The following is a 24,255-nucleotide window of genomic DNA, read 5'->3' on the forward strand; positions in this document are numbered from 1 at the left end:
AATCACGACGCCTGCAGGACGAACTGCCGTTCCGGTTCGCTCGACGGCGCTATCCGATCCCGCTGCAGGGCCCAGGAGGCGATGTTGTGGAACAGCGGTGCCGCCGACTGACCACCGCTGCCGTCGGAACTGCGGACCGGCGCGTCGAGCATCATGCCGATGACGTAGCGAGGATTGTCCGCGGGCGCGATACCGGCGAAGGTGATCCAGTACGAGGAACTCGAATAACAACCGCAGTTCGGATCGACCTGCTGCGCCGTGCCGGTTTTCCCCGCGATCCGGTACCCGTCGACCGCAGCGGCGGAACCGGTCCCCATCTGGACGCCGGTCGGGTCGTTCTGCACCACCGACTGGAACATGGTGCGGAGTGTGCGCGAAGTCTGCGGGCTCACCACCCGCACCCCTTCGGGGGCCGGTTCCTCGGCGCGAGTTCCATCGGGCGCGACGGTGGCACGCACGATCCGGGGCGGCATCCGGACGCCGTCGTTGGCGATGGCCTGGTACATCCCGGCCATCTGCAGAGTGGTCATCGAAAGCCCCTGCCCGATGGGCAGGTTGGCGAAGGTACCACCGGACCACTGGTCCCGGGCGGGCAACAGGCCGGAGCTCTCGCCGGGCAGGCCCACCTCGGTACGCCGGCCCAGACCGAAGCGTTCGAGCATATCGGCGAATCTGTCCTCCCCGACCCGCTGCGCCAGCATGAGGGTGCCCACATTCGAGGATTTACCGAAGATCCCGGTGGTGGTGTAGGGGGCGACACCGTGTTCCCAAGCGTCGCCGACGGTCACTCCGGACATATCGATACGGCCCGGTACCTGATGTACCTCGTCGGGTGTGGTGAGCCCGTACTCGATGGCCGCGGCCGCGGTGACCACCTTGTTGACCGAACCGGGTTCGAAAGGCTGGGTCACCGACGGATTGTCCAGCCCGGCGGGATCCCAGTGCTGTGGACCGAGCGCCGGATTGAACGTGTTGTCGTTGGCCATGGCCAGCACCTGGCCGGTTTTGGCGTCCAGGACCACCGCGGAGGCCGATTTCGCGCCCGAGCGGTCCTTGGCCTGCTGTATCTGCTGCTGCACATGATTCTGCAGGTAGGAGTCCAAGGTGAGCTCGACATTGTTTCCGTCGACCGCGGGCTGGCGGTCACGGACACTGCCGGGGATCACCGCGCCGTCGGAACCGCGATCGTAGGTGTAGGAACCGTCGGTGCCGGCGAGTGCCGAATCCAGAGAAGCCTCCAGCCCGACGCGGCCGTGGCCGTCCCAACCGGTGGCGCCGACGATATTGGCCGCCAGCGACCCGCCCGGATAGTCGCGCGGGTCCTGTCGTTCCGTCCCGATCTCGGGGAACTCCGCCGTGATCTCGTCGGCTTTGCGCGGGTCGACATTGCGCGCCAGGTACACGAAGGTCTGGTCACTGCGCAGCTTGTCCAGTAGTTCGGATTCCTTGGGCCCCTCGGCACCGAGCACCTGATGCACGGTGCGGGCGATATCCTCGAGCCGCCGATCGGGATCGGGCGCCGTATCATCCTTCGCCCGGGCGTCGGCGAGATCTTTGCGCACCCGGATGGGCTGGAAGTTCAGCGATTGGGCGGTGATGGTGAAGGCCAGGGATTTGCCGTTGCGGTCGGTGATGGTTCCGCGGGTGGCGGGCAGGTCCTGGTAGGCGGCACGCTGACCGGCGGCCTGTGCCGAGAGCGTGGGCGCGGCAATGGTCTGGATCCACAGCAGTTGCAGCGCCACCACGGTAAGCGCCACCAGCATGATCAACCGGCCCACGCCGAGCCGGACCCGCACCGGGCCGTTCGGCGCGGATCGTCCGCCCGGACGCTGCCGCCCGGACGGACGGGGCCGGGCAGGAGCCGACCTCGCCACCTCGGCGGATTTCCGCTTCGATTTCCCGCGGTCGGCCGCGGCCCGGGGTCTCGGCGCGGAATCGCGGCCGCGCCCCGACCCGCGCCGGTTCATCGCATCTCCTCACCCGCCGTAACGGGCGGCAGCGGCGCGACCGAGGTGGGTTCGACGGAGCCCGGTGCGTCCTCCGGGGCATCGACCGGGGCGGGCGCCACGGCCACGCCTTCGATCGGAGCGGGAGCCCCGGCCGGAGCAGCGCCCTCGGCCGGGTCCGGTGGTGGTATGTCGCCGCCGGGCGGTGCGCCTTCCGGGTTCGTCGCCGGGTCCGGAGCCGGAACACTCGGCACCGGAACATTCTCGGCCTGCTGCGGTGCCGGTGTGGGATCGGAACCCGGTGCCGCGAGAACCTCACCCGAGCTCGGCGCGGCGGAATCCGACCGCGGCAGGGCCGGCACCGGCACGATCCGCTCCCCCGGGTCGGCACCGTTGCGAGGCCCGCCGCCGCGAGGCGGGGCGTTGAGCGGCGGGGCCGGCGGACCCTGCGCGGGCTTCGGCTCACCGACAACAGTGACGGTCCCATCCGGGGCGACCACGAGCCGTGCCGGGTCCTGCGCCGGGATCATGCCGAGCTCCCTTGCCCGGGTGGCGAGTTCGGGTGCCGAATCGGCGGCGGCGACCTCCCGCTGCAGGGCGGCGCGTTCGTCGGAGAGCACCCGGTTGGTTTCGCGTGCGTCACTGAGCTGATAGCTGTCCTCGGCGGCACGGGTCGTCAGCACCAGAGTGAGGGCGAGCCCACAGCCGAACATGGCCAGGATCGCGGCCACGAAGGGGCCTCGGCCCGCCAGTTCCGTCCGCGGCGCGGCCACCTGTACCGCACCGGGCCCACCGGCGCGCTGCCGGCGCCGGGCGTATGCGCGCTGCGCCGCACCGGATTTCACCCGTTCCGCGTCGTGTACCCGCCGAGCCGGCCGCCCGGTCTCGGTACGTGTGCTCACGCTCATACCTGACACCCCCGTATCGGTGTGATCGCCCGCGGTATCGGTCCGCGCGCGCCTGTGCTGTGGTCCGTAATGCCCACCCGGTGCCCCCCTGACACCACGACTTCGCGAACCCGGATGCGGTGATCGGATACCGCATCCACACCGTCGTACCGCAGTCGCCGCACGCGGACAAGCGAATTCGCTGCTCCGCGGGCTGCTGCGGTACGGCCGGTGCCGGGGTTCATCCCGCCTCCTGCACGATCTTCTCGGCCGCGCGCATCCGTACCGGCGTGGCGCGCGGGTTCTCCTCGATCTCGGCCGGGCCGGCCTGCTCGGCGCCCCGGGTCAGGATGCGGAACTCCGGGCCCATCCCCGGAAGTTCGACCGGAAGACCGACCGGCGTACGGGATTTCGCACGGTCGGCCAGTTCGTGTTTGACGACCCGGTCCTCGAGCGATTGATAGGACATGACCACGATCCGACCACCCGGCCGCAGCGCCGCCAGGGCGGCCGGCAGCGCCGCGCGCAGCGAATCGAGTTCGCCGTTGACCTCCACCCGCAGCGCTTGGAAGGTCCGCTTGGCCGGATGTCCACCGGTTCGGCGAGCGGGAGCGGGGATGGTGTCGTAGAGCAGGCTCACCAGTTCGGCACTGGTGCGCAAGGGTTGCCGGGCGCGCCGGCGCACGATCTCGGCCGCGATCTTGTTCGCGAAGCGTTCCTCGCCGTAGACCTTCAGGACCCGGGCGATCTCACCCTGGCCGTAGGTGTTGAGCACATCGGCCGCGGTCGGGCCGGTCGTCGCGTCCATTCGCATATCCAGCGGAGCGTCCACGGAATAGGCGAAGCCTCGTTCGGCCTCGTCCAACTGCATGGACGAGACACCGAGATCCATCAGAATGCCACTCACCGAACCCGTGGCGGGTAGACCGGCCTCCCCGAGTGCCTCGGCGATCCCGTCGTATCGGGTGTGCACCAGTGTGATCCGGTCGGTATAAGGCCGGAGACGTTCGGTGGCGAGGGCGAGCGCGCGAGTATCACGATCGAGACCTACGAGCCGGAGATCGGCGTGGGTGCGCAGGAAATATTCGGCGTGCCCGCCGAGCCCGAGTGTCGCGTCGAGGTAGACAGCCGACGGCGCGTCGAGTACCGGATCGAGCAATTCGGCTGCGCGGGTGAGCAGAACCGGGACATGTCGGGTGCCGTGTTGCTCACGGTTCAATTCGGCCTCCCGGATCCGTGCCTCGCTCCGTGACGACCCGATTCGGGTCGCGCCGCGACCGTATGGATTCGGATCACCGGCGCCGAAGCGGGCGAACAATTGATTGCGCGAGATGATGATGATGATGATGATGATGTGGCCGCGCCGCCACTTGATCCGCCGCGCTCATAGCGTGCGCGACAGAAGGAAATCGGTGACGTTACGAATGCCGCGGGGTCTCTGACCGAAGCGGCACCTGGCGTCGGGGAAGTACGTCAGGGTCCGCATCCGGGCAGAGGCCGCGTGGCACTCGCGCGGGCTAGAAGATTCCGCCCAGTGCCTCGTCTCTCGCTTGCGCGTAGTCCTCCTCGTGCTCGGCGAGGTAGGTCTCCCACGCCTGCTTGTCCCATATCTCCAGGAAGTCGACCGAACCGATGACCGTACAGTCGCGGGTGAGGCCGGCATACCGGCGATGTTCGGCCGACAAAACGATCCGGCCCTGCGAATCCAGGCTCTGTTCGTCCGTACCCGCTGCCAGCGCCCGGACGAACGCCCGCGCCTGCGGGTTGCTCCGGGACGCCGACGCGGCGCGCCGGGCGAGCGCACTGAACTCGTCCTTCGGATAGACGGCAAGGCTGTGGTCCTGTCCTTTGGTGACCATCAACCCTCCCGCCAGATCGTCTCGAAACTTCGCGGGCAACGTGAGCCGCCCTTTGTCGTCCAGACGAGGTGTGTAAGTACCGAGAAACAACCCGATACCTCCTACCGGACCACCTCGAATGGTGTTGACCGGCTACGCCGGTCGAGTGCCTTACGGCCTCTCCTGTAGTGCGCGCTCCACATTACCCCACTTTCCCCCACTTTCAATCGAAACACGGGGTGATGTGCCTCCCCGGCCAATCGATTTCGCAGGTCATTCCAGCTATCACCGGCTGGGCGCACTTTTCACGGGTCCTGCCTCCTTGCGCGCGTCCTCGGCTGCCGAGTCCGGCGGACTCCGTCAACTTCCAGCAAACCCACTGTTCACACCCCTTCGGGAGGGCAAGTGGGGCACGGTGGGGAATCCCGGTGGAGCGGAGTGGGAAAACGTGACCGAGGCGCGTCCGGAGACCCGGGAAAGCTCACACCCCCAGCCGCAGCACCGGCTCGGCACATACAGCAGACAGCGGTGCCGCACCGGTAATCCGGTGCGGCACCGCTGTCTGCTGTACAGCCGGTTCGATCGGCGGAGCGGTTACTCCTCGAACCTTCTGCGGAAGCGATCTTCCATCCGCTCGGTGAACCCACCCGAGCGCCGCGGGCGGCCGCGCCCACCGGCCCGCTCCGACGATCCGGCTTCCGGCGGATCGCCCGGCGAACCGCCGCCGCGACCCGGCGAGGCGCCCTTGGCGCCACCGAGCAGGAGGAGCACTCCCGCACCGAACATCACGATGAATCCGATCAGACTGATGATCGGGAAGCCGCCGGGTCTCACCGGAAGGGCGATACCCGCGACGAGTAGGACAAGGCCGAGTACGAACAAGGCCGCGGCCTGGAGTCGACGACGACTCGAGGTCGTACGAAGACGTCCGCCGCGGACTGACGACGCGAACTTCGGATCCTCAGCATAGAGAGCGCTCTCGATCTGTTCGAGCATGCGCTGCTCGTGCTCGGAGAGTGGCACGGTACCTCCCCCGGCACTAGGACGTGGCTGTCGCCTCCGGGTAGGCGACAGATAACCCCTTGGCGGCTATCTGTCATCAATGATACGAGTTCGCCAAGAGCGGTACCACCATATGGGTGCAGCCGAGCGAAGTTCGTCGCCGGATCGAATCCGACCGGAGCCGAATGCTGAGGTCCGGCGGCCGATGGCGGCGTCTAGCGGGGCGTGTCGTGGTCGTCACCGGCGGCGCGCAGCCGGGCGGCCGGTGCGATGAGATCCTCGACGTCGTGCAGGAAGGCGCCGACCCGCGAAGCGAACTCGTCGGCCCACTCTTCGTCGACCTCCCGGGGCAATCCGGCCTCCAGGGCCGCCCTCGTCGCGGAATGGCCGCTGAAATAGTCCGCCCACATCACGAATTCGGGTGCGGCGCGCTGCAACATGACCCACGCGTTACGCGATCGTGCCCGCGGCGCGGTGTCTGCGCCGGTGAGTGCCAACACCGCTCCGGCACCGCGCAGGGCCGCCAGATAGGCGACGCGGAACCGCTCCCGTGGATCCCGCTCCCCCGCCGCCTCCATGAGCAGCCCGTCGGCGCGCCGCAGCAGCATCCCCGCCCGTCCCGGTTGCACCGGGTGAACGCTTCGATCCGACATGGCCGTCCCTCCATATCTCGCCCGTCACACCCCGCGGCGGTCCACCGGTATGGCAGGCTGAGCGTGCACCGTGGGGGGCCGAACAGGCATTCGAACGTTTGGCTCGAGCTTGAATATAGAGACGACCACCGACATGTTCGTGTGCCCGAACCCGCAGCTCCGCCCCCACCGACCGCGAAAGAGCCCACCGATACCGCAATGACCGCCGTCAAGTCGAACCATCTCCCAGCTCCGGTCGTCGTCGACCTCTCGGTAACCGCGCTACGCGCCCGCCTGCACGACGCACTGGCCGTGTACGTCGCAGCCATGGACTATCCGCGCGGTACCGAGCACCATCGCGCACCGATGTGGACCGAGCACACCCACCGCGCCGGCTGGCAGGCGGTCGCCGCGTTGGTCCCCGAGGACAGCGGCGAAATCGACCTGCGCCGCTCCCCCATCGTGGCCATCGCCTACGGATACCGCGGTGGACCACATCAATGGTGGCAACAGCAGGTACACGCGGGTATGCGCCGGGCCGGCTGGCCGGAACCGGCCGCCCAGCAGCTGCTCGGCGACTATTTCGAACTCACCGAACTCCATGTGCACCCGAGCGCGCAGGGCCGCGGTATCGGCGCGACCCTGTTGCAGCGCCTACTGCGGGACCGCCCCGAACACGCGGTCCTGTTGTCCACTCCGGAGGTGGGCGAGGAGGACAACCGGGCCTGGCGCCTGTACCGGCGGATGGGCTTCCGGGATGTACTGCGTGATTTCGTCTTCGCCGGTGACACCCGCCGCTTCGGGATCCTCGGCCGGTCGCTGCCGCTGCCATGAGTGTGGTGATCATCGGCTCCGGCCACAACGCGCTGGTGGCAGCCTGCTATCTGGCGCGGAAGGGTCGCCGGGTCCGGGTGCTGGAAAGCGATACCGTCCTGGGCGGGGCGGTCTCGACCGTGGAGCGGTTCCCGGGCCACCGCGTCGACCGAGGGTCCTCGGCACATCTCATGGTCCGCCACACCGGGATCCTCGAGGAACTCGAACTGGACCGGTTCGGACTGCGCTACCTCGACTGCGATCCCTGGGCGTTCGCCCCGGCCTGCACGGAAACCGGGGCACCCCCGATCGTGTTCCATCGCGACCTCAATCGGACCTGTGCCTCGGTGGCCGCCGCCTGCGGGGAGCGCGACGCCGCCGCGTACCGGCGCTTCGTGGGGGTGTGGGAACCCCGGGCACGGCGGGTGATGCGCTCGTTCGGCGGGGCACCGACACCGGGCCGGCTGCTGCGGTCGTTCTGGGGCCTCGATGCCCGTGACGGTGGAAGCGCGCTGTCGCGGGAATTCCTGCAGTCCGGTGACACACTCCTGGACACATGGTTCGACGACGAGCGGCTGAAGGCAGCACTGGCCTGGTTCGGCGCCCAGTCGGGACCCCCGATGTCGGAACCGGGTACCGCGCCGATGGTGGCGTTCGCGGCCCTGATGCACACGCTGCCGCCGGGCCGGGCGATAGGCGGTAGCGGCGCTCTCACCGAGGCGCTGGTGGCACGATTGCGCAGCGACGGCGGGGAGATCGTGGCCGGCGACGCCGTCACCGCGCTGACCCGTCGCAGGGACGGCTGGCGAGCCGGCACCGCGTCGGGACGCGAATACGACGCCGAGACCGTGATCGCGGGGACCCATATCCTCACCACACTCGACCTGCTGCGAGCCGGCGGATTCGATCCGGAACCGCTCGAGCGGTGGCGGCGGCGGATCCGGGTCGGGCCCGGAATCGGCATGGTGGTGCGGGTCGCGTCCAGCGCCCTTCCGCAGTACGCGGGCGCGACGACCGCCGAATCGGGGCCGGGGCTCCAACTGCTGGTGGCGGATCGTCGCCGGTTGGCACTGGCGCACGGTAGTGCCCTCGGCGGTCGGCTCCCGCCGCGGCCGGTCGTACTCGCCATGAGCTTCAGCGCACTGGATCCGAGTATCGCGCCCGCCGGGCAACATCAGCTGTCCCTGTGGTCGCAGTGGCATCCCTATCGACTCACCGACGAGGGCGGCTGGCCCCGGCACCGCGAACCCGAAGCGGACCGGATCATCGCCGAGTTGGACCACTACGCACCGGGTTTCGCCGAGTCGGTACTGGACCGGCACATCCAGACCCCGCTCGACCTGGAACGTGAGATGGGACTGCGCGGAGGCAACGTCATGCATGTGGAGATGAGCCTCGATCAGATGATGCTGTGGCGGCCGCTCCCGGAACTCTCCGGGCAGCGGGTACCCGGCGCGCCGGGTCTCTACCTGACCGGCGCGTCTACGCACCCCGGCGGCGGCGTGTCCGGAGCGAGCGGCCGCACCGCCGCGCACCTGGTGCTCCGGGACAGTCGCGGAATGCGCGCGTGGATACGCCGCTGACCGGCCCGGGGTCGCGCACTGTGCGGCGCCGCGATCTGCTGCCGGCCGGTCTGCTGGTCGTGCTGATCGGAACACAGATCGCCTACCCGCTCACCGACGACACGGCCCGTGATGCGGTGACGGTGGCCGTGGTCCTGCTGTCCGCCGGTACGGCCCTGCTGCACGCGGCGGTGACCCGCGGCATCCGTTACGCGGCCGGGTTCGCGGTGATCGTGTCCGGGATCGGGTTGCTGGCCGAGGCCGTCGGCACGGCGACCGGGATACCGTTCGGGGCCTACGACTACGCGGACGGACGGATCGGACCGGAACTGTTCGGGGTGCCGCTGGCGGTCCCTCTCGCCTGGACCGGCGGACTGTATCCGATCTGGGTGGTCGCGGGCCTGGTGTGCCCGGTAGCCGCGGCCCGGATCGCTGCCACCGCGGTGAGCGCGGTGGGCTGGGACCTGTTCCTGGATCCGCAGATGGTGGCCGACGGGCAGTGGCGCTGGGTGGCCACCGATTCCGGGCTGCCGGGGATCGCGGAGATCCCCTGGACGAACTACCTCGGCTGGCTGGGGGTGGCGACGGTGATGGCCGTCGCGCTCACGGTGTGGGAGCGATCCGCCGCCCGATCCGAGCGGATCGGGGTGCCCGTGCTGATGTTCCTGTGGACCTGGCTCGGCTCGGCACTGGCGCACGCGGTGTTCCTCGGACTGCCGTACTCGGCGGTCTACGGCGGTCTCGTCCTCGGAATTCTCGGGGTCGCTCTGCTGGTCCGGCTGGTGCGCGACGCCGCCGACCGCGCAACCGGGCACGATCGGCGAACCGTCGGGCCCGTCGCATGGCGTGGGTGAGTTCCGGCCTGGCACCATGTCATCCGTGCCTCCGAGTCCCGTTACCGCGAAACCCGGCTCCCCGGTCCCCGCTCCGCGCTCGCGCCACCGTCTGCGGTCGCGGATAGCCGCGGCCGTCGTCCTGGCCGCTCTGCTCACACCCGCGCTGGCCGGCTGCCTCCGGGTCCAGGCATCGATGGGCCTGTCGTCCAACGACCGGGTCTCGGGCCGGATCGTCGCCGCGGTCGTACCGGAGAACAGTGAGGACAAGGGTCCGCAGCTCACGGCCCCGGAAGCGCTGGCCGCCAAGGTCCGCATCGAGCCGTACAACCAGGACGGATACATCGGCAGCGAGGTGTACTTCGACGATCTGAACTTCGGCGAGGTGGAACAGCTGTCGCAGATGTCGGAGCAGGCACAGGGCCTGTTCGACCTGAAATTCCAGCGCAACGGCGACCTGGTCAGCCTCAACGGCCGGGTGGATCTGGAAACGCTGGCCCCGCACGGGTCGGATGTGCAGTTGAGTGTGGCGTTCCCGGCCCGGGTCGCCAAGACCAACGGCAACCGCGAGGGTGATTCGGTGGTCTCCTGGAAACTTCCCGCCGGCGAGGTCAGCACTGTCCGCGCCGAAGTGGGTTACGCCGATCCGAACACCCGCTCCTTCGCGGGCTGGGCCGGGATCGTCGGCGGTCTCACGCTCGCGGTCGCGGCCGTGGTGATCGCGCTCGCCTATGTGGACCGCAATCCACCGGCGCCGGGCGGACCGGCCGGGTTCTCCCTGCGACGTTGGTGGGACCAGGTCAAATCCGACGCGTGAGACCGGCCGTGCGAGTTCCGCGGGCCTCGATCCGGCGCGTGGTGAGCGTGGGCACCGGTTTCGCTGTGGGCGGTGCCGCGCTCACCGCCTGGAACCGGCTCACCGTGCCTCGCTTGCCCCCCGACCCCGCTCCGGTCACCGAAGCCGTCACGGTCTGTGTGCCCGCACGCGACGAGGCCGCGCTGCTGCCCGGCCTGATCGGTGACCTGCGCGCCCAAACCGGCATCCAGCGATTGCGCATCCTCGTCCTCGACGATGTCTCCACCGACGGCACCGCCGCAACCGCCGTCCGGGCGATGGAGGGCGACCCGCGATGCGAACTGCTTCGTGGCACGACCGGACCGCCACCGGGATGGACGGGCAAAGCGGCCGCCTGCGCCGCGCTGGCCGAACACGCCGGGCGCACCGGCGGCGGGGACGGGGTGCTGGTTTTCCTCGACGCCGATATCCGGCTCGCGCCGAACGCGCTGGCCGCAGCCGTGGGACAGCTTCGCCGGGACGGTCTCGCGTTGCTGGCGCCATGGCCGCGACAGCGAGCCGAAACCGTGGCCGAGCGCCTGGTACAACCGCTGCTGTGCTGGTCGTGGGCGTCCACCCTGCCGGTGGCCTGGGCCGATCGCGGTTCCCGGACCTCGACCGTGGTCGCCTGTGGCCAGTTCCTGGTATTCGACGCGGCGAGCTACCGAGCGATCGGCGGGCACCGGCCGGTGGCCGGCAGTGTGACCGAAGATCTCGATATCGCACGGACGCTGCGGCGCACCGGCCACCGGAGCGCGGTGGTGATGGCGGGTGAGCGGGCGCAGACCCGGATGTACCGGAGCGCGGGCGAACTGGCGGCCGGTTACAGCCGCTGGCTCTGGTCGGCTTACGGCGGTTCGGCCACCGGTGGCGTGGCCGTGGGCGCTGTCGCTGTCTGGGCGTACTGGGTGCCCCCGCTGGCTGCCGTCGTGGGTCACGGCAGCCTCCGCCGGACCGGCCTGATCGGCTACACCGCCGCCGTCGCGGGGCGGCTGCTGGCCAGCGCTCTGGAAACCGGACGACGGCCGGGCCCGCACGACCTCGTCGACGCTCTGGCACATCCGGTGTCGGTCGCCACCTACCTCGCACTGTGGCAACACTCACACCGCGCTCACCGGCGCAACGCTCTGACCTGGCGAGGGCGCCCTCTGATGTCCCGCCAAGAGCTGGATTCTCGCTGATTCTTGGCCTTGTGCCCGCCCTGTGCCCGGCCGATGATGAATCCGCCCGGCACGACCGGCGGGCAGGGCCGTCACGGCCCGGGTTTCGAGGAGGCGCCACCATGACCATCGTCGGCCACACCAGCGTCGATACCACCTGGACGCAATGGCTCGAGCGGTGCTCGATCCGGCTGCGCAGCCCGCACAACACCAGCGACCCGATCGCCCGGCATCGGCTCGGCGAAGCACCGGAACAGCTACCGGGCCTGCCCGGTACGTGGTGGGTGATCGACGGCCGTGTCTTCATCGCGGCCAAACCCGGCGACCGGCTCGATCACGCCGGTGAGCGGATCGCCGGTATCGAGATCATCGATCCGATCGACGGCGCGCCGGGACTCATCCTGCGTCAGGACGACCGCGCGCTCGAGGTGGTCCGCCGGGGCGACCTCATCGCGGTCAACGTCTACGGCCCGGCCGACTGAAGCCGAAACCCGCCGCTCAGGCGCTGAGTGGCGCCGCGGTGACGCCGTAACCCAGGTTGGTGAGCACCTCGCCGGTCGCCTTGGCGAAGTTCAGGGTGATGAAGTGCAGGCACGGGGCGCCTTCGGCGATCAACCGCTCGCCCATCTCGGTCGCGATCTCGATCCCGGCGGCACGAACGGCGGCGCGATCCTCCTCCGGTCCCGAACCGGCAGCCAGACGCAATCGCTCCAACACACGGTCCGGTAGCGGCCGGCCACACAGCTCTTCGGCCCGTTCCACCGTGCGCAGCGAGGTGATCGGCATCAACTCCGGAATGATCGGTTTGGCCCCCTCCACCGGGTCCAGTGCCGCGACCCGATCGCGCAGCCGCAGGTAGTCGTCGACGTCGAAGAACATCTGGGTGATCGAATACTCGGCGCCCGCACGCAGTTTCGCCGCGAGGTGTCTCGTATCGTGGTCGAGGTCGATCGAACGATGGTGGCCCTGTGGGAACGAGGCCACTCCGACATGGAAATCACCGAGGTCACGCACGATCCGGACCAATTCCTCGGCGTACTCCACCCCACCGGGGTGCCGGTGCCATTCACCGAGCGGATCGCCCGGCGGATCACCGCGCAGCACGAGGATATTGCTGATCCCGGAATCGGCGTAGGCCCCGACGATCGACCGCAGCTCGGCGACACTGTGCCCGACCGCGGTGAGATGACCGACCGGTAACAAGGTGGTCTGCAGGGCGAGCTCGCCGGTGACGCGTACCGTGCGGTCGCGGGTGCTGCCGCCGGCGCCGTAGGTCATCGAGACGAACGCCGGATGCATCCGCTCGAAGGTGCGTACCGCGCGCCACAACCGCTGTTCACCGGCCTCGTCGCGGGGCGGGGAGAACTCCACGGAGAAGGGCACAGCGCCGTCGGCGTGCCGGCCCAGACTCTGCACGACCGAAGGCGTCGCGGAGACGGCCGGTGACGTGGGAGACGGCCGGCCAGGGGTCGGGAGTCCCCGCGCGTTGTCGAAAGTCACCGGCTCAGTCTAGAGCCGGCCTCGGCACCTGCCCCGACTGTCTCCCACTCGGCCCACGACCCGATCCCGACCAGCTCCCGCGCGCGCGTATTCTGCGATCAGGTCCCGCCGCAGCGGCGGGCGAACGTGGGTCGCTCCCGCAGCGCCGGTTCCGCCGGCTCCGGCGGCCGCTCGCCCGCGAATCCAACGAACTGGGAGGTCACCCTGTCCGCCGGAACCGGTACTCCGACCCGGTCGGGTCCCATCTCGGTCGTTCCCGGGACAGCGGCTTTCGGGACGGCCGTGGAACAGGCACTGACCGATTTCTTCGGCACCCGCCGCGATCCGGTCGCCGAATTGGGGCCGGTGTTCGCCGAGAACGTCGAGGCGCTCGAATCGTTCACGCTACGTGGCGGTAAACGCACTCGGCCGGGTTTCGCGTGGATGGGCTGGCTCGGCGCCGGCGGCGATCCCGCGAGCGCGGCGGCGGCGGCGGTGCTGCGCGCATGTTCGGCGCTGGAACTCGTCCAGGCATGCGCGCTGATCCACGACGACATCATCGACTGCTCCCGCACCCGGCGCCGGTTCCCGACCGTGCACGTGGACTTCGAGCAGCGGCACCACCGCGCCGCATGGTCCGGCGATTCCGCGCACTACGGCGAGTCGGTGGCGATCCTGCTCGGTGATCTGGCACTGGCCTGGGCCGACGATATGGTGCACGACGCCGGACTGGAGCCGGCAGCACTGGCCCGGTTCGCTCCGGTATGGGCCCGGATGCGCACCGAGGTGCTGGGCGGCCAGTTGCTCGACGTACACGGCGAGGCCAGCGGCGACGAATCAGTGGCCGCGGCGCTGCGCATCAACCGATACAAGACCGCCGCCTACACCGTGGAACGCCCGCTGCATCTCGGCGCCGCACTGGCCGGCGCCGACCCCGGACTCATCGCCGCCTACCGAACGTACGGCACCGACATCGGTATCGCTTTCCAGCTCCGCGACGATCTGCTGGGGGTGTTCGGCGATCCAGCGGTGACCGGAAAACCGTCCGGCGACGATCTGCGTGAAGGTAAGCGCACCGTCCTGGTCGCCGAGGCGCTGCAGCGTGCCGGCGAGACCGATCCGGCCGCAGCCCGGACACTGCGTACCACGATCGGCACCGACCTCACCGACGCGCAGGTGGGTGAATTGCGCGCCCTGCTCATCGAACTCGGCGCGGTCGACGCGGTGGAGGCCCGGATCACCACACTGACCGATCAGGGTCTCACCGCTGTCGACGCGAGTTCCGCCGCACCGGAAGCCAAGACACGACTTCGTGAAATGGCCCTGGCTGCCACACGGCGCGCGGCATGACGCGCGACGACCGCGACGGATGGGCCACCGCCCCGGCGGGCCGGGATGTACGGGCGGGCCGCTCGTGAAATCGGTGACCGGGCCTGCGGAAGAGGTGGTCGTGGTAGGCGCCGGATTGTCCGGGCTTGCGGCCGCGCTGTACCTGACCGGCGCCGGATGTTCGGTCACGCTGGTGGAACGCGCCGACGACGTCGGTGGCCGGGTCGGACGGTACCGGTTCGCCGACTACGAGATCGATTCCGGGGCGACCGTGCTCACCTTGCCCGCGCTCATCGACGACGCGCTGGCTGCCGTGGGGGCCGACGCCTCGAACACCACGCCGCCGCTGCGGATCCGGCCGCTGGATCCGGCGTACCACGCTCGCTTCGCAGACGGATCCGAACTCCGGGTGTTCGCCGACGCCGACCGGATGAGCGCGGAGGTGGCCCGGGCCTGCGGACCGGACGCAGCCGTGCGGTACCGGCGGCTGCGGGACTGGCTGGGTCGTGTGTTCCGGGCCGAATACGACGAGTTCCTGGCCGCGAACTTCGATTCACCGCTGGATATGGTGCGGTACCGGGACAAACGAGCCGCCCTGATCGAACTGATCCGGCTCGGCGCCTTCGGCCGCCTCGGTACCCGGGTCACCCGGACGCTGCGCGATCCCCGGCTGACCCGGCTGTTCACCTTCCAGGCACTGTACGCGGGGACAGCACCCGAGCAAGCGCTGGGCGTGTACGGGGCGATCCCCTACATGGATACCGCGCTGGGCGTCTACTTCCCCGACGGCGGAATGCGGTCCGTCGCCGAAACCCTGGCGGGCGCTTTCACCGACGCGGGTGGTCGCCTCGAACTCGGAACCGAGGTCACCGGGCTCGACTATCGCCGTAACCGGGCCCGCCGGGTGCTGCTGGCCGACGGTAGGGCCCTGCCCTGCGATGCGGTGGTCCTCACCGCCGATCTGGGTTCGCTGGATCGATTCGGCGCGCGCCCGCGCCGAGGCCTGCGGGCCTCCCCGTCCGCGGTCGTGGCCCACGGCACCGTACCCGCCGAGATCGCCCAGAGTTGGCCGGTGCAGGCACATCACACCATCGATTTCGGCGAGGCCTGGGACCGGACCTTCGCCGAGATCACTCCGTGGCGCGGCGGTCGCCTCATGAGCGATCCATCGCTGCTGCTGACCCGGCCGGCGCTGAGCGATCCCGGCCTCTACCTCACCCGCGGCGAGACCCGGTACGAACCGTTCTCCCTGCTGGCGCCCTGCCCCAACCTGGATTCGGCTCCGCTGGACTGGGACCGGCTCGGCTCGGCCTACCTGCGGGAACTGCTCGCGGTGCTCGAGGAGCGCGGATATCACGGCGTCGCCGCGCAGTTCACCGTCGACCGGCTCGACACGCCCGCGACATGGCTGGATCAGGGCATGCTCGCCGGGACTCCGTTCTCCGCCGCGCACCTGTTCCGTCAGACCGGACCCTTCCGCACCCGTAATCTCGTACGTGGCAGGGAGAACGTGGTCCTGGCCGGATGCGGTACCACCCCCGGGGTCGGTGTGCCGACCGCGCTGCTGTCGGGAAAACTCGCGGCACAGCGCGTTGTGGGCGAGAATCGCGGGGTCCGGACGCGCGCCCCCGCCACCGTCCGGCGGCCTTCCGGGACGGAAGCCGTAAACTGAGCGCCGACCTATTCGCCCGCGGTTGCGACCGCCGACCATCCAGGGGGGACCGACACCGGATGCCAGCCCCCCATATGCACACCACGACCACCACTGTTCCCGTCGCCGACCCCGGCGCGGCCATCTCGGACCCGCTGACCGCGCGGACGGCAGGACGTGCCGGATTCGCGCCCGGGTTCTGGGGCTGGCTGCGTTTCTGCGGCGACTTCCTGCGCAGCCCGGAAGGTCATGCGGCACTGTTCGGCTTCGCCGGCGCCGTGATGATCACCTTCGGCGGTTTCGGCGCCGGTGGTGTGCGGAAACGCGATCCGCTGCTCGAGGCGGTGCACCTGTCCTGGCTCCGATTCGGGCACGGCTACGCGTTGTCGATGATCTGCGTCTGGGCCGGGGTGCTGATGATGGTGGCCGGCTGGGTGCGGCTGGGCCGGATAACTCTCGGATTCGGCGGCCACACCGGTGAGGTACGGCTCAACGAACTGCGCGCCATCGTCGGTATCTGGATCGCCCCGTTGATGTTCGCGGTGCCCATGTTCAGCCGCGACGCCTACTCCTATCTCGCCCAGGGCGCGCTGCTGCGCGACGGCTTCGACCCGTATCAGGTGGGCCCGGTCGCCAATCCCGGCATCCTGCTGGACAACGTGAGCACCGTCTGGACAACCACCACCGCACCCTATGGTCCGGTGTTCCTGCTGATGGGCCGTGCGATCACGGCGGTCACCGGGGACAGTGTGGTCGGCGGCACGATCGCGTTGCGCTTCGTCATGCTGCCCGGCCTGGTGCTGATGATGTGGGCGGTGCCGTACCTGACCAAACACCTCGGCGGTCGCCCCGCCGTCGCTCTGTGGCTGGCGGTGCTCAACCCGCTGGTCCTGATCCACCTGATCGGCGGCGTGCACAACGAAATGCTGATGGTCGGGCTGATGTGCGCCGGAATCGCCCTGGTCCTGGAACGCCATCACGTGGCGGGCATCGTGGTGGTGGCGATCGGGGTCGCCATCAAGGCGACCGCCGGCGTAGCGCTGCCTTTCCTGGTGTGGATCTGGATGCTGCACGAACGCGATCGCCGCGCCGAGGACGGCCAGCGCGCCGCCCTGTCCACCAGTAGCCGGGAGTTCCTGGCCCACCACTGGAAGATGTTCGCCAAGATCGCAGGTCTCGGTCTCGCGGTGTTCGCGGCGGTTTTCGTGGCGGCCTCGGCGATCGCCGGTGTCGGAATCGGCTGGCTCACCGCGCTGTCGGGGTCACGCAAGATCATCAATTGGTTGTCGCTGCCCACCGTTATGGCGCACGTCGTCACCTGGATCACCCCGTTCGGCCTGGACTCGGCGCTCGAAGTGACCCGCTGGCTGTGCATGCTGGCCCTGGTGGTGCTGCTGGTGTGGACATGGTGGCGGTTCAAGCTCACCGAACGCGATGCGGTACTGGGTATCCTGATCGCCTTCGTCGCGATCGTGATCCTGTCGCCGGCCGCGCTGCCCTGGTATTACTCGTGGCCGCTGGCGCTCGCCGCCGGCTTCGCGCTGTCCACCACCACACTCATGACGCTGGTCGGTGTCTGTACCTGGCTGATGCTGGTATTCCAGCCCGACGGTTCGATCGGCCTGTACAACTTCTGGCATGTCGCGGCCGCGACCTTCGCCTCTGTTGTCGCCGCGCTCTCGCTGCGCACCATCGACCCGCTACGGCTGCGCGGCACTCCCCGCGCGGCGGTCCCCGTTCCCACGCCCGCGGTCACCGGCGGTCGGTGAACGACCCGAGTGGTGGCGGTCGCGGCGGATACACCCCGCCGGCCGGTCACGATGCGCTGCGGGTCGACTACCGGCACTGCCGCCGGATCGCCGCGGCGCACGGTCGCACGTACCATCTGGCGACCCGGCTCCTGTCGGCCGACCGCCGACCGGCGGTGCACGCGCTGTACGCCTTCGCGCGGACGGTGGACGATATCGTCGATGATCCGCGCCGCCCTGACCACAGTCCACACAACGCAGTGGCCGCACTGGACACCGTCGAATCTCGGCTCCGGGCCGCTTGGTCCCGGCCCACGCTCGCTCCGCCGTCACCGGCCCCGGGTGCCGAACTCCCCCTGGAGTTCGACCGGGTCGTGCCACCACTCACCGATACCGTCACCCGATTCGCGATCGAGTCGCGGCATTTCTGGACCTTCTTGGACTCCATGCGCATGGACATTCCGGGCTCTCCCCTGTTCCGCAACCGATATCCGACGATGGCGGCCCTGCACGAGTACATGCGCGGGTCGGCCGCGGCCATCGGTCTGCAACTCCTGCCCGTACTCGGCACCGTCTGCCCGTTGACCGAAGCCGAACCTGCGGCGGCCGCGCTCGGCAACGCCTTCCAGCTCACCAATTTCCTGCGCGATATCGGTGAGGACCTCGACCGCGACCGGATCTATCTACCGGCGGCCGACCTCGCCGCGTTCGGAGTGGACGAGGACCTGCTCGCCACCGGCCGGCGCACCGGACGTACCGACCGGCGGCTGCGCCGGGCACTGGCACATCTGATCGCGATCAACCGCGATCTGTACCGAGGCGCGCAGCCGGGTATCGACATGCTGAACCCCCGGGTGCGCCCCGCCATCCGCACGGCCGCTGTCCTCTACGCGGCCATCCTCGACCGCATAGAGGACAGCGGCTACGCCGTGTTCGCGCAGCGCGCCGTGGTACCGCGGCGCGCTCGACTGCGACTCGCCGCCGGCGCGGTACTGGGTAGCTGAGCCGATCAGATCGGGTCGGCCGCGGCGCGGCGCAGCACCTCACGCGCCAGCGGCCCGTGCAGCGCTTCCACCGGCTTACCCGGCAGCGTGTCGTCGTCGGTGAAAATCCATTCCAGGATCTCCTCGTCGGTGTACTTCGCGTCGCGCATCACCGTGATCAACCCGGGCAACCATCTCAGCACGGCACCCGTCTCGTCGAAGAAGATCTCCGGGACCCCGACCACACCGTCACGCCGGAGGGCCAGCAGCTGGTTGTCGCGCAGCATCTGATGCACCCGGGTCACCACGATGCCCAATTGTTTCGCGACTTCGGGCAGCGCGAGCAGGGGTACCGAGGCGGGCAGGACATCGGCACTACAGGGAAAGGCACTCACGGAAGACAACCGTAGACGCTGCCCACATCCCCGCCGTGACACACCCACTTCGACCCGGCCGATACCATCGACACCAGCCGCGCGGGGCGGCCACCATGTGGACGCGGTGAGAAAGTGGAGAGGTTCGTGACAGCCGGAACAGAATTGATCGGTGCCGTACTCGACCGGCGCTACCGGATCGACGCACCGATCGCCCGCGGTGGAATGTCGATGGTATTCCGCGGCGTGGACACCCGCCTGGGCCGTCAGGTCGCCATCAAGGTCATGGACCCGAAGTTCGCGGGCGACCCTCAGTTCCTGAGCCGGTTCGAATTCGAGGCCCGCGCGGTCGCCGGACTCAAACACTCCTCCCTGGTCGAGGTCTACGACCAGGGTATAGACGGTGAGTACCCGTTCCTCGTCATGGAACTGGTCCAGGGCGGCACACTGCGCGAGCTGCTGCGCGAGCGCGGCCCCATGCCCCCGCACGCGGTGCGCGCGGTAGCCGAACCGGTACTGGCCGCGATCGGCGTCGCGCACGCCGCCGGACTGGTACATCGTGACGTGAAACCGGAGAACGTGCTCATCTCCGACTCCGGGGACGTCAAGATCGCCGACTTCGGACTGGTTCGCGCGGTCGCGGCCGCCAACACCACGTCGGCCAGCGTCATCCTGGGTACCGCGGCCTACCTGTCACCGGAACAGGTGACCTCCGGAAGCGCCGACGCCCGCAGCGATGTGTACGCGTTCGGGATCCTGATCTTCGAACTGCTCACCGGGCGGGTGCCGTTCACCGGCGACAACTCGCTGTCGGTGGCCTACCAGCGGGTGGAGAACGACGTACCGAGCCCCAGCGAGTTCATCGCCGGGGTGCCGCCCGAATTCGATCGGCTGGTCGCCCGCGCCACCGCCCGGGAACCCGGGCACCGATTCGCCGACGCCGGCGAAATGGTCGCCGAATTGCGGGCCATCGCCGCACGCCTGGATCTGCCCGCCTACCGGGTGCCCGCACCCAGCGAATCGGCCGAACACACCAGTGCCCGGCATCCGATCACCCGGCCCGCTCCCGAATCCGCCGCTGTAGCCGGACCGCAGGCTACGCGGATGGTGACCACCGCCCACCCCCGAAACGAACCACCGCCCCCCGCCTACATTCCGCCGCAGCAACCCACCCAGTACAGCGCCTATCAGGAGAGCCGGGCCAACCACCGGCGCAACGGCATGATCTGGGCGGCCCTGGTCGTAGTGCTGACACTGCTCGTCGGAATCGGAGGCTGGTGGCTCGGGATGGGCCGCTACGCCACAGTCCCCTCGGTCGCCGGTATGACACTGGAGAACGCCACCGCCGAACTGCAGGAGACCGGGTTCGAGACCGGCACCCGGGACAAGGCCTCCGATACCGTCCCCGTCGGCGGCGTGGTGGGTACCGACCCCGGACCGGGCGCCCGTGAAACCAAGGGCTCCACGATCGCCGTCCTGGTCTCCAGCGGGAAACCTCAGGTACCCGCAGCCGCTCCCGGCGACAACTGGGACGAGGTCCAGCAGTTGATCCGCGATCAGGGTCTGCAACCGGTCGACGGCGGCGAAGTAGCGAGCACAGCCCCCGAAGGAACCCTGGCTCGGATCGATCCCGGCCCGGGCACCGTCCTGCCCGCGGGCGGCCGCGTACAGATCTGGAAGAGCAACGGATCCAAACCCGTCCAGCTCCCGGACCTGCGTGCCGCGACACCCGAGCAAGCCAGGCAGAAACTCACCGACCTCGGCCTCACGGTCGGTGGCGAAAGCCCCGTCTACGACAAACTCGTCGAAGTAGGCCGCGTGGTCGGCACGGATCCGACCGTCGGCACCACCGTCGACGCCGGATCCTCGGTCACCCTGCTGGTCTGCGAAGCCGTCACCATGCCGTCGGTCATGGGCAAAAAAGTGTCCGAAGCCCGCCGGACCCTGGAATCGCTGGGACTGACGGTTCAGGTGCGGCAGCTGGCCCCCCTGGATTCCTCGGCGGTGGTATCCCAGAACCCTCCGGCGAACGCCAATGTCGAACCGGGGGCGACGGTCACTATCGTGGCCTTCCCCTGACAGCTCACCTGAGCTGTGTTTATTTGCGGCGCCTGCGGCGCCGCGGGTCGAGGCCCCTGGAAGTCCCGCCGCTGCGCCCTCGAGACTCGCGCCTTCGGCGCATGCGACGTGCGGTCGGCCATCCGTGGAATGTGACCTGCTGAGCACCTCCGGCCAAGGGCGGGACGGGCCTCGACCTTCGTGGGCCTCGTAAAACTCGGCACCGGGCGAGCGCGACCGTCCACGAAAGCGACACACGAGGTTGCCGGCGATACGAAACCGAGGAACCCGCCGGAACAAAGGCGAGCTCACCGGCGAACAGCCACCAAAACCGAGTGACAGACAAACACACAGACACAACCCCGACCAGCATCGTGCGACCGACTGAGGCACGGGCACCCTCCACCGACCCGCGCAATGCTCCGGGTCCGCATGCCGACCGCGACCGCGAATCCCGGCGCAACCGCATGAGTCGAGTTTTACGAGACACCCAATGGGTTGAGGCCGTCTCGCCGTTCAGGCCTCGAAGCGCATGCGCCGAAGGCGCGAGTCTCGAGGCCTGAACGGCGAGACTTCAGGGCCTCAACCCCCGCGCGCGCCAGCGCGCCGAAAAACACAGCACCTTCACGAGCAAGCTCACCTCTCACCTCTCACCTTCACCAGCCAGCTCACCTCTCACCTTCACCAGCCAGCTCACCTCTCACCTTCACCAGCCAGCTCACCTCTCACCTTCACCAGCCAGCTCACCTCTCACCTTCACCAGCCAGCTCACTTCCCACCTTCACCAGCCAGCTCACTTCCCACCTTCACCAGCCAGCTCACTTCCCACCTTCACCAGCCAGCTCACTTCCCACCCTCACCAGCCAGCTCACTTCCCACCCTCACCAGCCAGCAGTTCGATTCGTCCGGAACCCGCGCTACCGCAGCATCTCCGCGACCAGGAACGACAGCTCCAGCGACTGTTGTGTGTTCAACCGGGGATCACAGGCCGTCTCGTACCGGCCGGAGAGGTCCAGGTCGGAGATGTCCTGGGCCCCACCCAGGCATTCCGTGACATCTTCACCGGTGAGTTCGATGTGTAGCCCGCCCGGGTGGGTGCCCAGTGCGTGGTGGACCTCGAAGAAGCCCTGGACCTCGTCGACGATGCGGTCGAAGTGCCGGGTTTTGAATCCGGTCGAGGATTCGTGGGTGTTGCCGTGCATCGGGTCGCACTGCCAGATGACCTGGTGCCCGGTGGACTGGACCTTCTGCACGATCGCCGGGAGGGTCTCGCGGACTTTGGTGTTGCCCATCCGGGAAACCAGAGTCAGTCGGCCGGGTTCGTTGTTCGGATCGAGCCGCTCCACATATTCCACCGCCTGTTCCGGGGTGGTCGAGGGCCCGATCTTGAGGCCGATCGGGTTGGCCAGCAGTTCGGCGAAGGCGATGTGCGCGCCGTCCAGCTGCCGGGTGCGTTCCCCGATCCACAGGAAGTGCGCGGACAGATCGTAGAGGGCGGGGTCGCCGGCCGAGTTGTGCGCGAGCCGCAGCATGGCGCGTTCGTAGTCCAGGACCAGCGCTTCGTGGGAAGCGTAGATCCGGGCGGACTGGAGGCTGGGGTCGTTGACCCGGCAGGCGGTCATGAACCGCAACCCGCGGTCGATCTCCCCGGCGAGTGCTTCATAGCGCGCTCCGGCCGGGGATTGGGCGACGAAGTCTCGGTTCCAGTCGTGCACCTTGTGCAGATCGGCCATTCCGGCGTTGGTCAGCGCCCGGACCAGGTTCATGGCGGCGCTGGCGTTCGCGTAGGCGCGAACCAGTCGGGACGGGTCGTGCTGACGCAGGGCGGCATCGGCGACCAGGGAGTTGACCATATCGCCGCGGTAGGACTTCAATCCGAGCGCGTCGGTATCCGAGGACCGCGGTTTCGCGTACTGGCCCGCGATCCGTGCGACCTTCACCACCGGCAGGCTGGCACCGTAGGTGAGGACCACGGCCATCTGCAGAAGGGTGCGGATGTTGCCGCGAATATGCGGTTCGGTGTTGTCTGCGAATGTTTCCGCGCAGTCGCCTCCTTGCATGAGGAACGCCTCACCGCGCGCGACCTCGGCGAGCCGCGCCCGCAGTTCGTCGACCTCGGCGGGAACACAGATCGGCGGCACGCTCTCCAGCACCGTGCGCATGTTCTCCGCCTGCTCGGGATCCCAGGACGGCTGCTGCAGCGCCGGGCGCGACAGCGCGTCGTCGAGCCGTTTCCGCAGGTCATTGGGCAACGGCGGGAGTTCGGGCAAACGGTCGATGGGAACGTCGACGGTCCAGTTCACCCTTTCAGGATACGTTGCTGCGGTTCCGGCCACGTCTCCGGCGGGGCGGACCAGGATAAGGGAAACCATCGGGCGCTGTCGGAGTCGTCGACCGGGCCGGTAGGTTCATCCGTACGAGTTACTACGGGTGGTCACCACCCGAAAGTCGGGCCCGCCCGGTTCTGGAGCGTCGGGGTGAAGACTCGGGGTTAAGAGGGCCCGGCCCCGCGGCGCCGGAGGCGGCGCCAATAAACTCAGCGCGTTCTGTTCGCGGCCGAGGAGACCCACCTTTTGAGATATTTCTACGATGCGGAGTTCATCGAGGACGGCCATGTGATCGACCTGGTGTCGATGGGCGTCGTCTGCGAGGACGGGCGTGAGTTCTATGCCGTGTCCACGGAGTTCGACGCGGGCCGCGCGGGGCCTTGGGTATGCAAGAACGTGCTGCCGAAGCTGCCCCCGAGGACTTCTCCGCTGTGGCGGACCCGGGAACAGATCCGGGACGATCTGTATCGATTCCTGGTCCCCCGGCCCACTGTGCAACCGGAGCTGTGGGCGTGGGTGAGCGCCTACGACCATGTGGTGCTGTGCCAACTGTGGGGTTCGATGGTGGACCTGCCGCCGACGCTGCCCCGCTACACCAACGAGTTGCGGCAGCACTGGGATGCGCACGGCCGGCCGGATCTGCCGCCACCGCCGCGCGACGCGCACAACGCGCTGGCCGATGCGCGGCACAATCTCGCCAAGTTCGAGGCCATCGAAGTCGCGCGCCGGCGCGCGCACTGACGGTGCGCCGCGGCGGGTGATCGATCATCGGCCGGAACACGAACAGGCCCCCCGGTC

21 protein-coding genes are annotated in these 24,255 nt (G+C 68.9%); 12 read left to right on the forward strand and 9 right to left on the reverse strand.

Translation table 11 applies throughout. From position 1 onward, the window contains the following. Positions 1-2 precede the first annotated feature (2 nt). The 6 genes from OG405_RS17665 to OG405_RS17690 form a co-directional block, all read right to left on the reverse strand. Complete coding sequence (locus OG405_RS17665) at positions 3-1,967, reverse strand: peptidoglycan D,D-transpeptidase FtsI family protein (protein ID WP_442790575.1); 1,965 nt, start codon at positions 1,965-1,967, stop codon at positions 3-5. Next, positions 1,964-2,854 carry a hypothetical protein gene (locus tag OG405_RS17670; RefSeq protein ID WP_327147578.1) on the reverse strand — a complete coding sequence of 297 codons (891 nt, stop codon included), beginning with the start codon at positions 2,852-2,854 and terminating at the stop codon, positions 1,964-1,966. Before OG405_RS17670 ends, OG405_RS17665 begins: the two co-directional genes overlap by 4 nt. 220 nt (positions 2,855-3,074) lie before the next feature. Further along, positions 3,075-4,067 carry a 16S rRNA (cytosine(1402)-N(4))-methyltransferase RsmH gene (gene rsmH / locus OG405_RS17675; protein ID WP_442790763.1) on the reverse strand — a complete coding sequence of 331 codons (993 nt, stop codon included), beginning with the start codon at positions 4,065-4,067 and terminating at the stop codon, positions 3,075-3,077. A gap of 283 nt (positions 4,068-4,350) precedes the next feature. After that, a complete protein-coding gene (gene mraZ / locus OG405_RS17680) occupies positions 4,351-4,782 on the reverse strand; it encodes a division/cell wall cluster transcriptional repressor MraZ (protein ID WP_327147580.1) in 432 nt (143 codons plus the stop codon). A 483-nt stretch (positions 4,783-5,265) separates the two neighbouring features. Continuing rightward, positions 5,266-5,694: a DUF3040 domain-containing protein gene (locus tag OG405_RS17685; RefSeq protein WP_327147581.1), complete on the reverse strand. Its 429-nt coding sequence runs from the start codon at positions 5,692-5,694 to the stop codon at positions 5,266-5,268. A 194-nt stretch (positions 5,695-5,888) separates the two neighbouring features. Next, on the reverse strand, positions 5,889-6,281 hold the full coding sequence (locus OG405_RS17690) for an SAV_6107 family HEPN domain-containing protein (RefSeq protein WP_442790765.1): 393 nt from the start codon (positions 6,279-6,281) through the stop codon (positions 5,889-5,891). 243 nt (positions 6,282-6,524) lie between these two features. Here OG405_RS17690 and OG405_RS17695 point away from each other — a divergent pair, with 243 nt between their 5' ends. The 6 genes from OG405_RS17695 (at position 6,525) to OG405_RS17720 (ending at position 11,990) form a co-directional block, all read left to right on the forward strand. Further along, positions 6,525-7,139 (forward strand): GNAT family N-acetyltransferase, encoded by a 615-nt coding sequence (locus OG405_RS17695; protein ID WP_327147583.1) that lies wholly within the window; start codon positions 6,525-6,527, stop codon positions 7,137-7,139. Then, positions 7,136-8,701 (forward strand): phytoene desaturase family protein, encoded by a 1,566-nt coding sequence (locus OG405_RS17700; protein WP_327147584.1) that lies wholly within the window; start codon positions 7,136-7,138, stop codon positions 8,699-8,701. Before OG405_RS17695 ends, OG405_RS17700 begins: the two co-directional genes overlap by 4 nt. Then, a complete protein-coding gene (locus tag OG405_RS17705; RefSeq protein ID WP_327147585.1) occupies positions 8,686-9,534 on the forward strand; it encodes a carotenoid biosynthesis protein in 849 nt (282 codons plus the stop codon). Before OG405_RS17700 ends, OG405_RS17705 begins: the two co-directional genes overlap by 16 nt. 16 nt (positions 9,535-9,550) lie before the next feature. Beyond that, entirely contained in the window at positions 9,551-10,330 is a 780-nt protein-coding gene (locus tag OG405_RS17710; protein WP_442790576.1) for an LppM family (lipo)protein, read from the forward strand. Continuing rightward, on the forward strand, positions 10,327-11,529 hold the full coding sequence (locus OG405_RS17715; RefSeq protein ID WP_327147586.1) for a glycosyltransferase: 1,203 nt from the start codon (positions 10,327-10,329) through the stop codon (positions 11,527-11,529). The genes OG405_RS17710 and OG405_RS17715 overlap by 4 nt, the downstream gene beginning before the upstream one ends. A 101-nt stretch (positions 11,530-11,630) precedes the next feature. Next, on the forward strand, positions 11,631-11,990 hold the full coding sequence (locus OG405_RS17720; RefSeq protein ID WP_327147587.1) for a hypothetical protein: 360 nt from the start codon (positions 11,631-11,633) through the stop codon (positions 11,988-11,990). Positions 11,991-12,006: 16 nt separating this feature from the next. Here the strand turns inward: OG405_RS17720 and OG405_RS17725 are convergent, their stop codons facing one another. Continuing rightward, a complete protein-coding gene (locus OG405_RS17725; protein WP_442790577.1) occupies positions 12,007-13,008 on the reverse strand; it encodes a methylenetetrahydrofolate reductase in 1,002 nt (333 codons plus the stop codon). Positions 13,009-13,251: 243 nt separating this feature from the next. Between OG405_RS17725 and OG405_RS17730 the strand changes: the two genes are divergently transcribed. From OG405_RS17730 to OG405_RS17745, 4 genes are read left to right on the forward strand one after another with little or no spacing between them, the layout of a single operon-like run. Then, the gene (locus OG405_RS17730; RefSeq protein WP_327152385.1) at positions 13,252-14,337 is read left to right on the forward strand and encodes a polyprenyl synthetase family protein; all 1,086 of its coding nucleotides are present in this window, start codon (positions 13,252-13,254) and stop codon (positions 14,335-14,337) included. A 19-nt stretch (positions 14,338-14,356) separates the two neighbouring features. Beyond that, a complete protein-coding gene (crtI, locus tag OG405_RS17735; protein ID WP_327147588.1) occupies positions 14,357-15,988 on the forward strand; it encodes a phytoene desaturase family protein in 1,632 nt (543 codons plus the stop codon). A 59-nt stretch (positions 15,989-16,047) separates the two neighbouring features. Beyond that, positions 16,048-17,736 (forward strand): alpha-(1->6)-mannopyranosyltransferase A, encoded by a 1,689-nt coding sequence (locus tag OG405_RS17740; protein WP_327147589.1) that lies wholly within the window; start codon positions 16,048-16,050, stop codon positions 17,734-17,736. Then, complete coding sequence (locus OG405_RS17745; protein WP_327147590.1) at positions 17,733-18,719, forward strand: phytoene/squalene synthase family protein; 987 nt, start codon at positions 17,733-17,735, stop codon at positions 18,717-18,719. Before OG405_RS17740 ends, OG405_RS17745 begins: the two co-directional genes overlap by 4 nt. A gap of 5 nt (positions 18,720-18,724) precedes the next feature. On the opposite strand, the gene OG405_RS17750 is transcribed toward OG405_RS17745, so the two are convergent. Continuing rightward, entirely contained in the window at positions 18,725-19,093 is a 369-nt protein-coding gene (locus tag OG405_RS17750; protein WP_327147591.1) for an Rv2175c family DNA-binding protein, read from the reverse strand. Positions 19,094-19,237: 144 nt separating this feature from the next. On the opposite strand from OG405_RS17750, the gene pknB reads away from it, so the two are divergent. Then, positions 19,238-21,151 (forward strand): Stk1 family PASTA domain-containing Ser/Thr kinase, encoded by a 1,914-nt coding sequence (pknB, locus tag OG405_RS17755; RefSeq protein WP_442790766.1) that lies wholly within the window; start codon positions 19,238-19,240, stop codon positions 21,149-21,151. An 896-nt stretch (positions 21,152-22,047) separates the two neighbouring features. Here pknB and OG405_RS17760 read toward each other — a convergent pair. Next, a complete protein-coding gene (locus OG405_RS17760) occupies positions 22,048-23,433 on the reverse strand; it encodes a class II 3-deoxy-7-phosphoheptulonate synthase (RefSeq protein WP_327147593.1) in 1,386 nt (461 codons plus the stop codon). 270 nt (positions 23,434-23,703) lie between these two features. Between OG405_RS17760 and OG405_RS17765 the strand changes: the two genes are divergently transcribed. After that, the gene (locus OG405_RS17765) at positions 23,704-24,198 is read left to right on the forward strand and encodes a polyadenylate-specific 3'-exoribonuclease AS (RefSeq protein WP_327147594.1); all 495 of its coding nucleotides are present in this window, start codon (positions 23,704-23,706) and stop codon (positions 24,196-24,198) included. Positions 24,199-24,255: the final 57 nt, after the last annotated feature.

The organism is Nocardia sp. NBC_01329 (genome assembly GCF_035956715.1).
Classification (GTDB): domain Bacteria; phylum Actinomycetota; class Actinomycetes; order Mycobacteriales; family Mycobacteriaceae; genus Nocardia.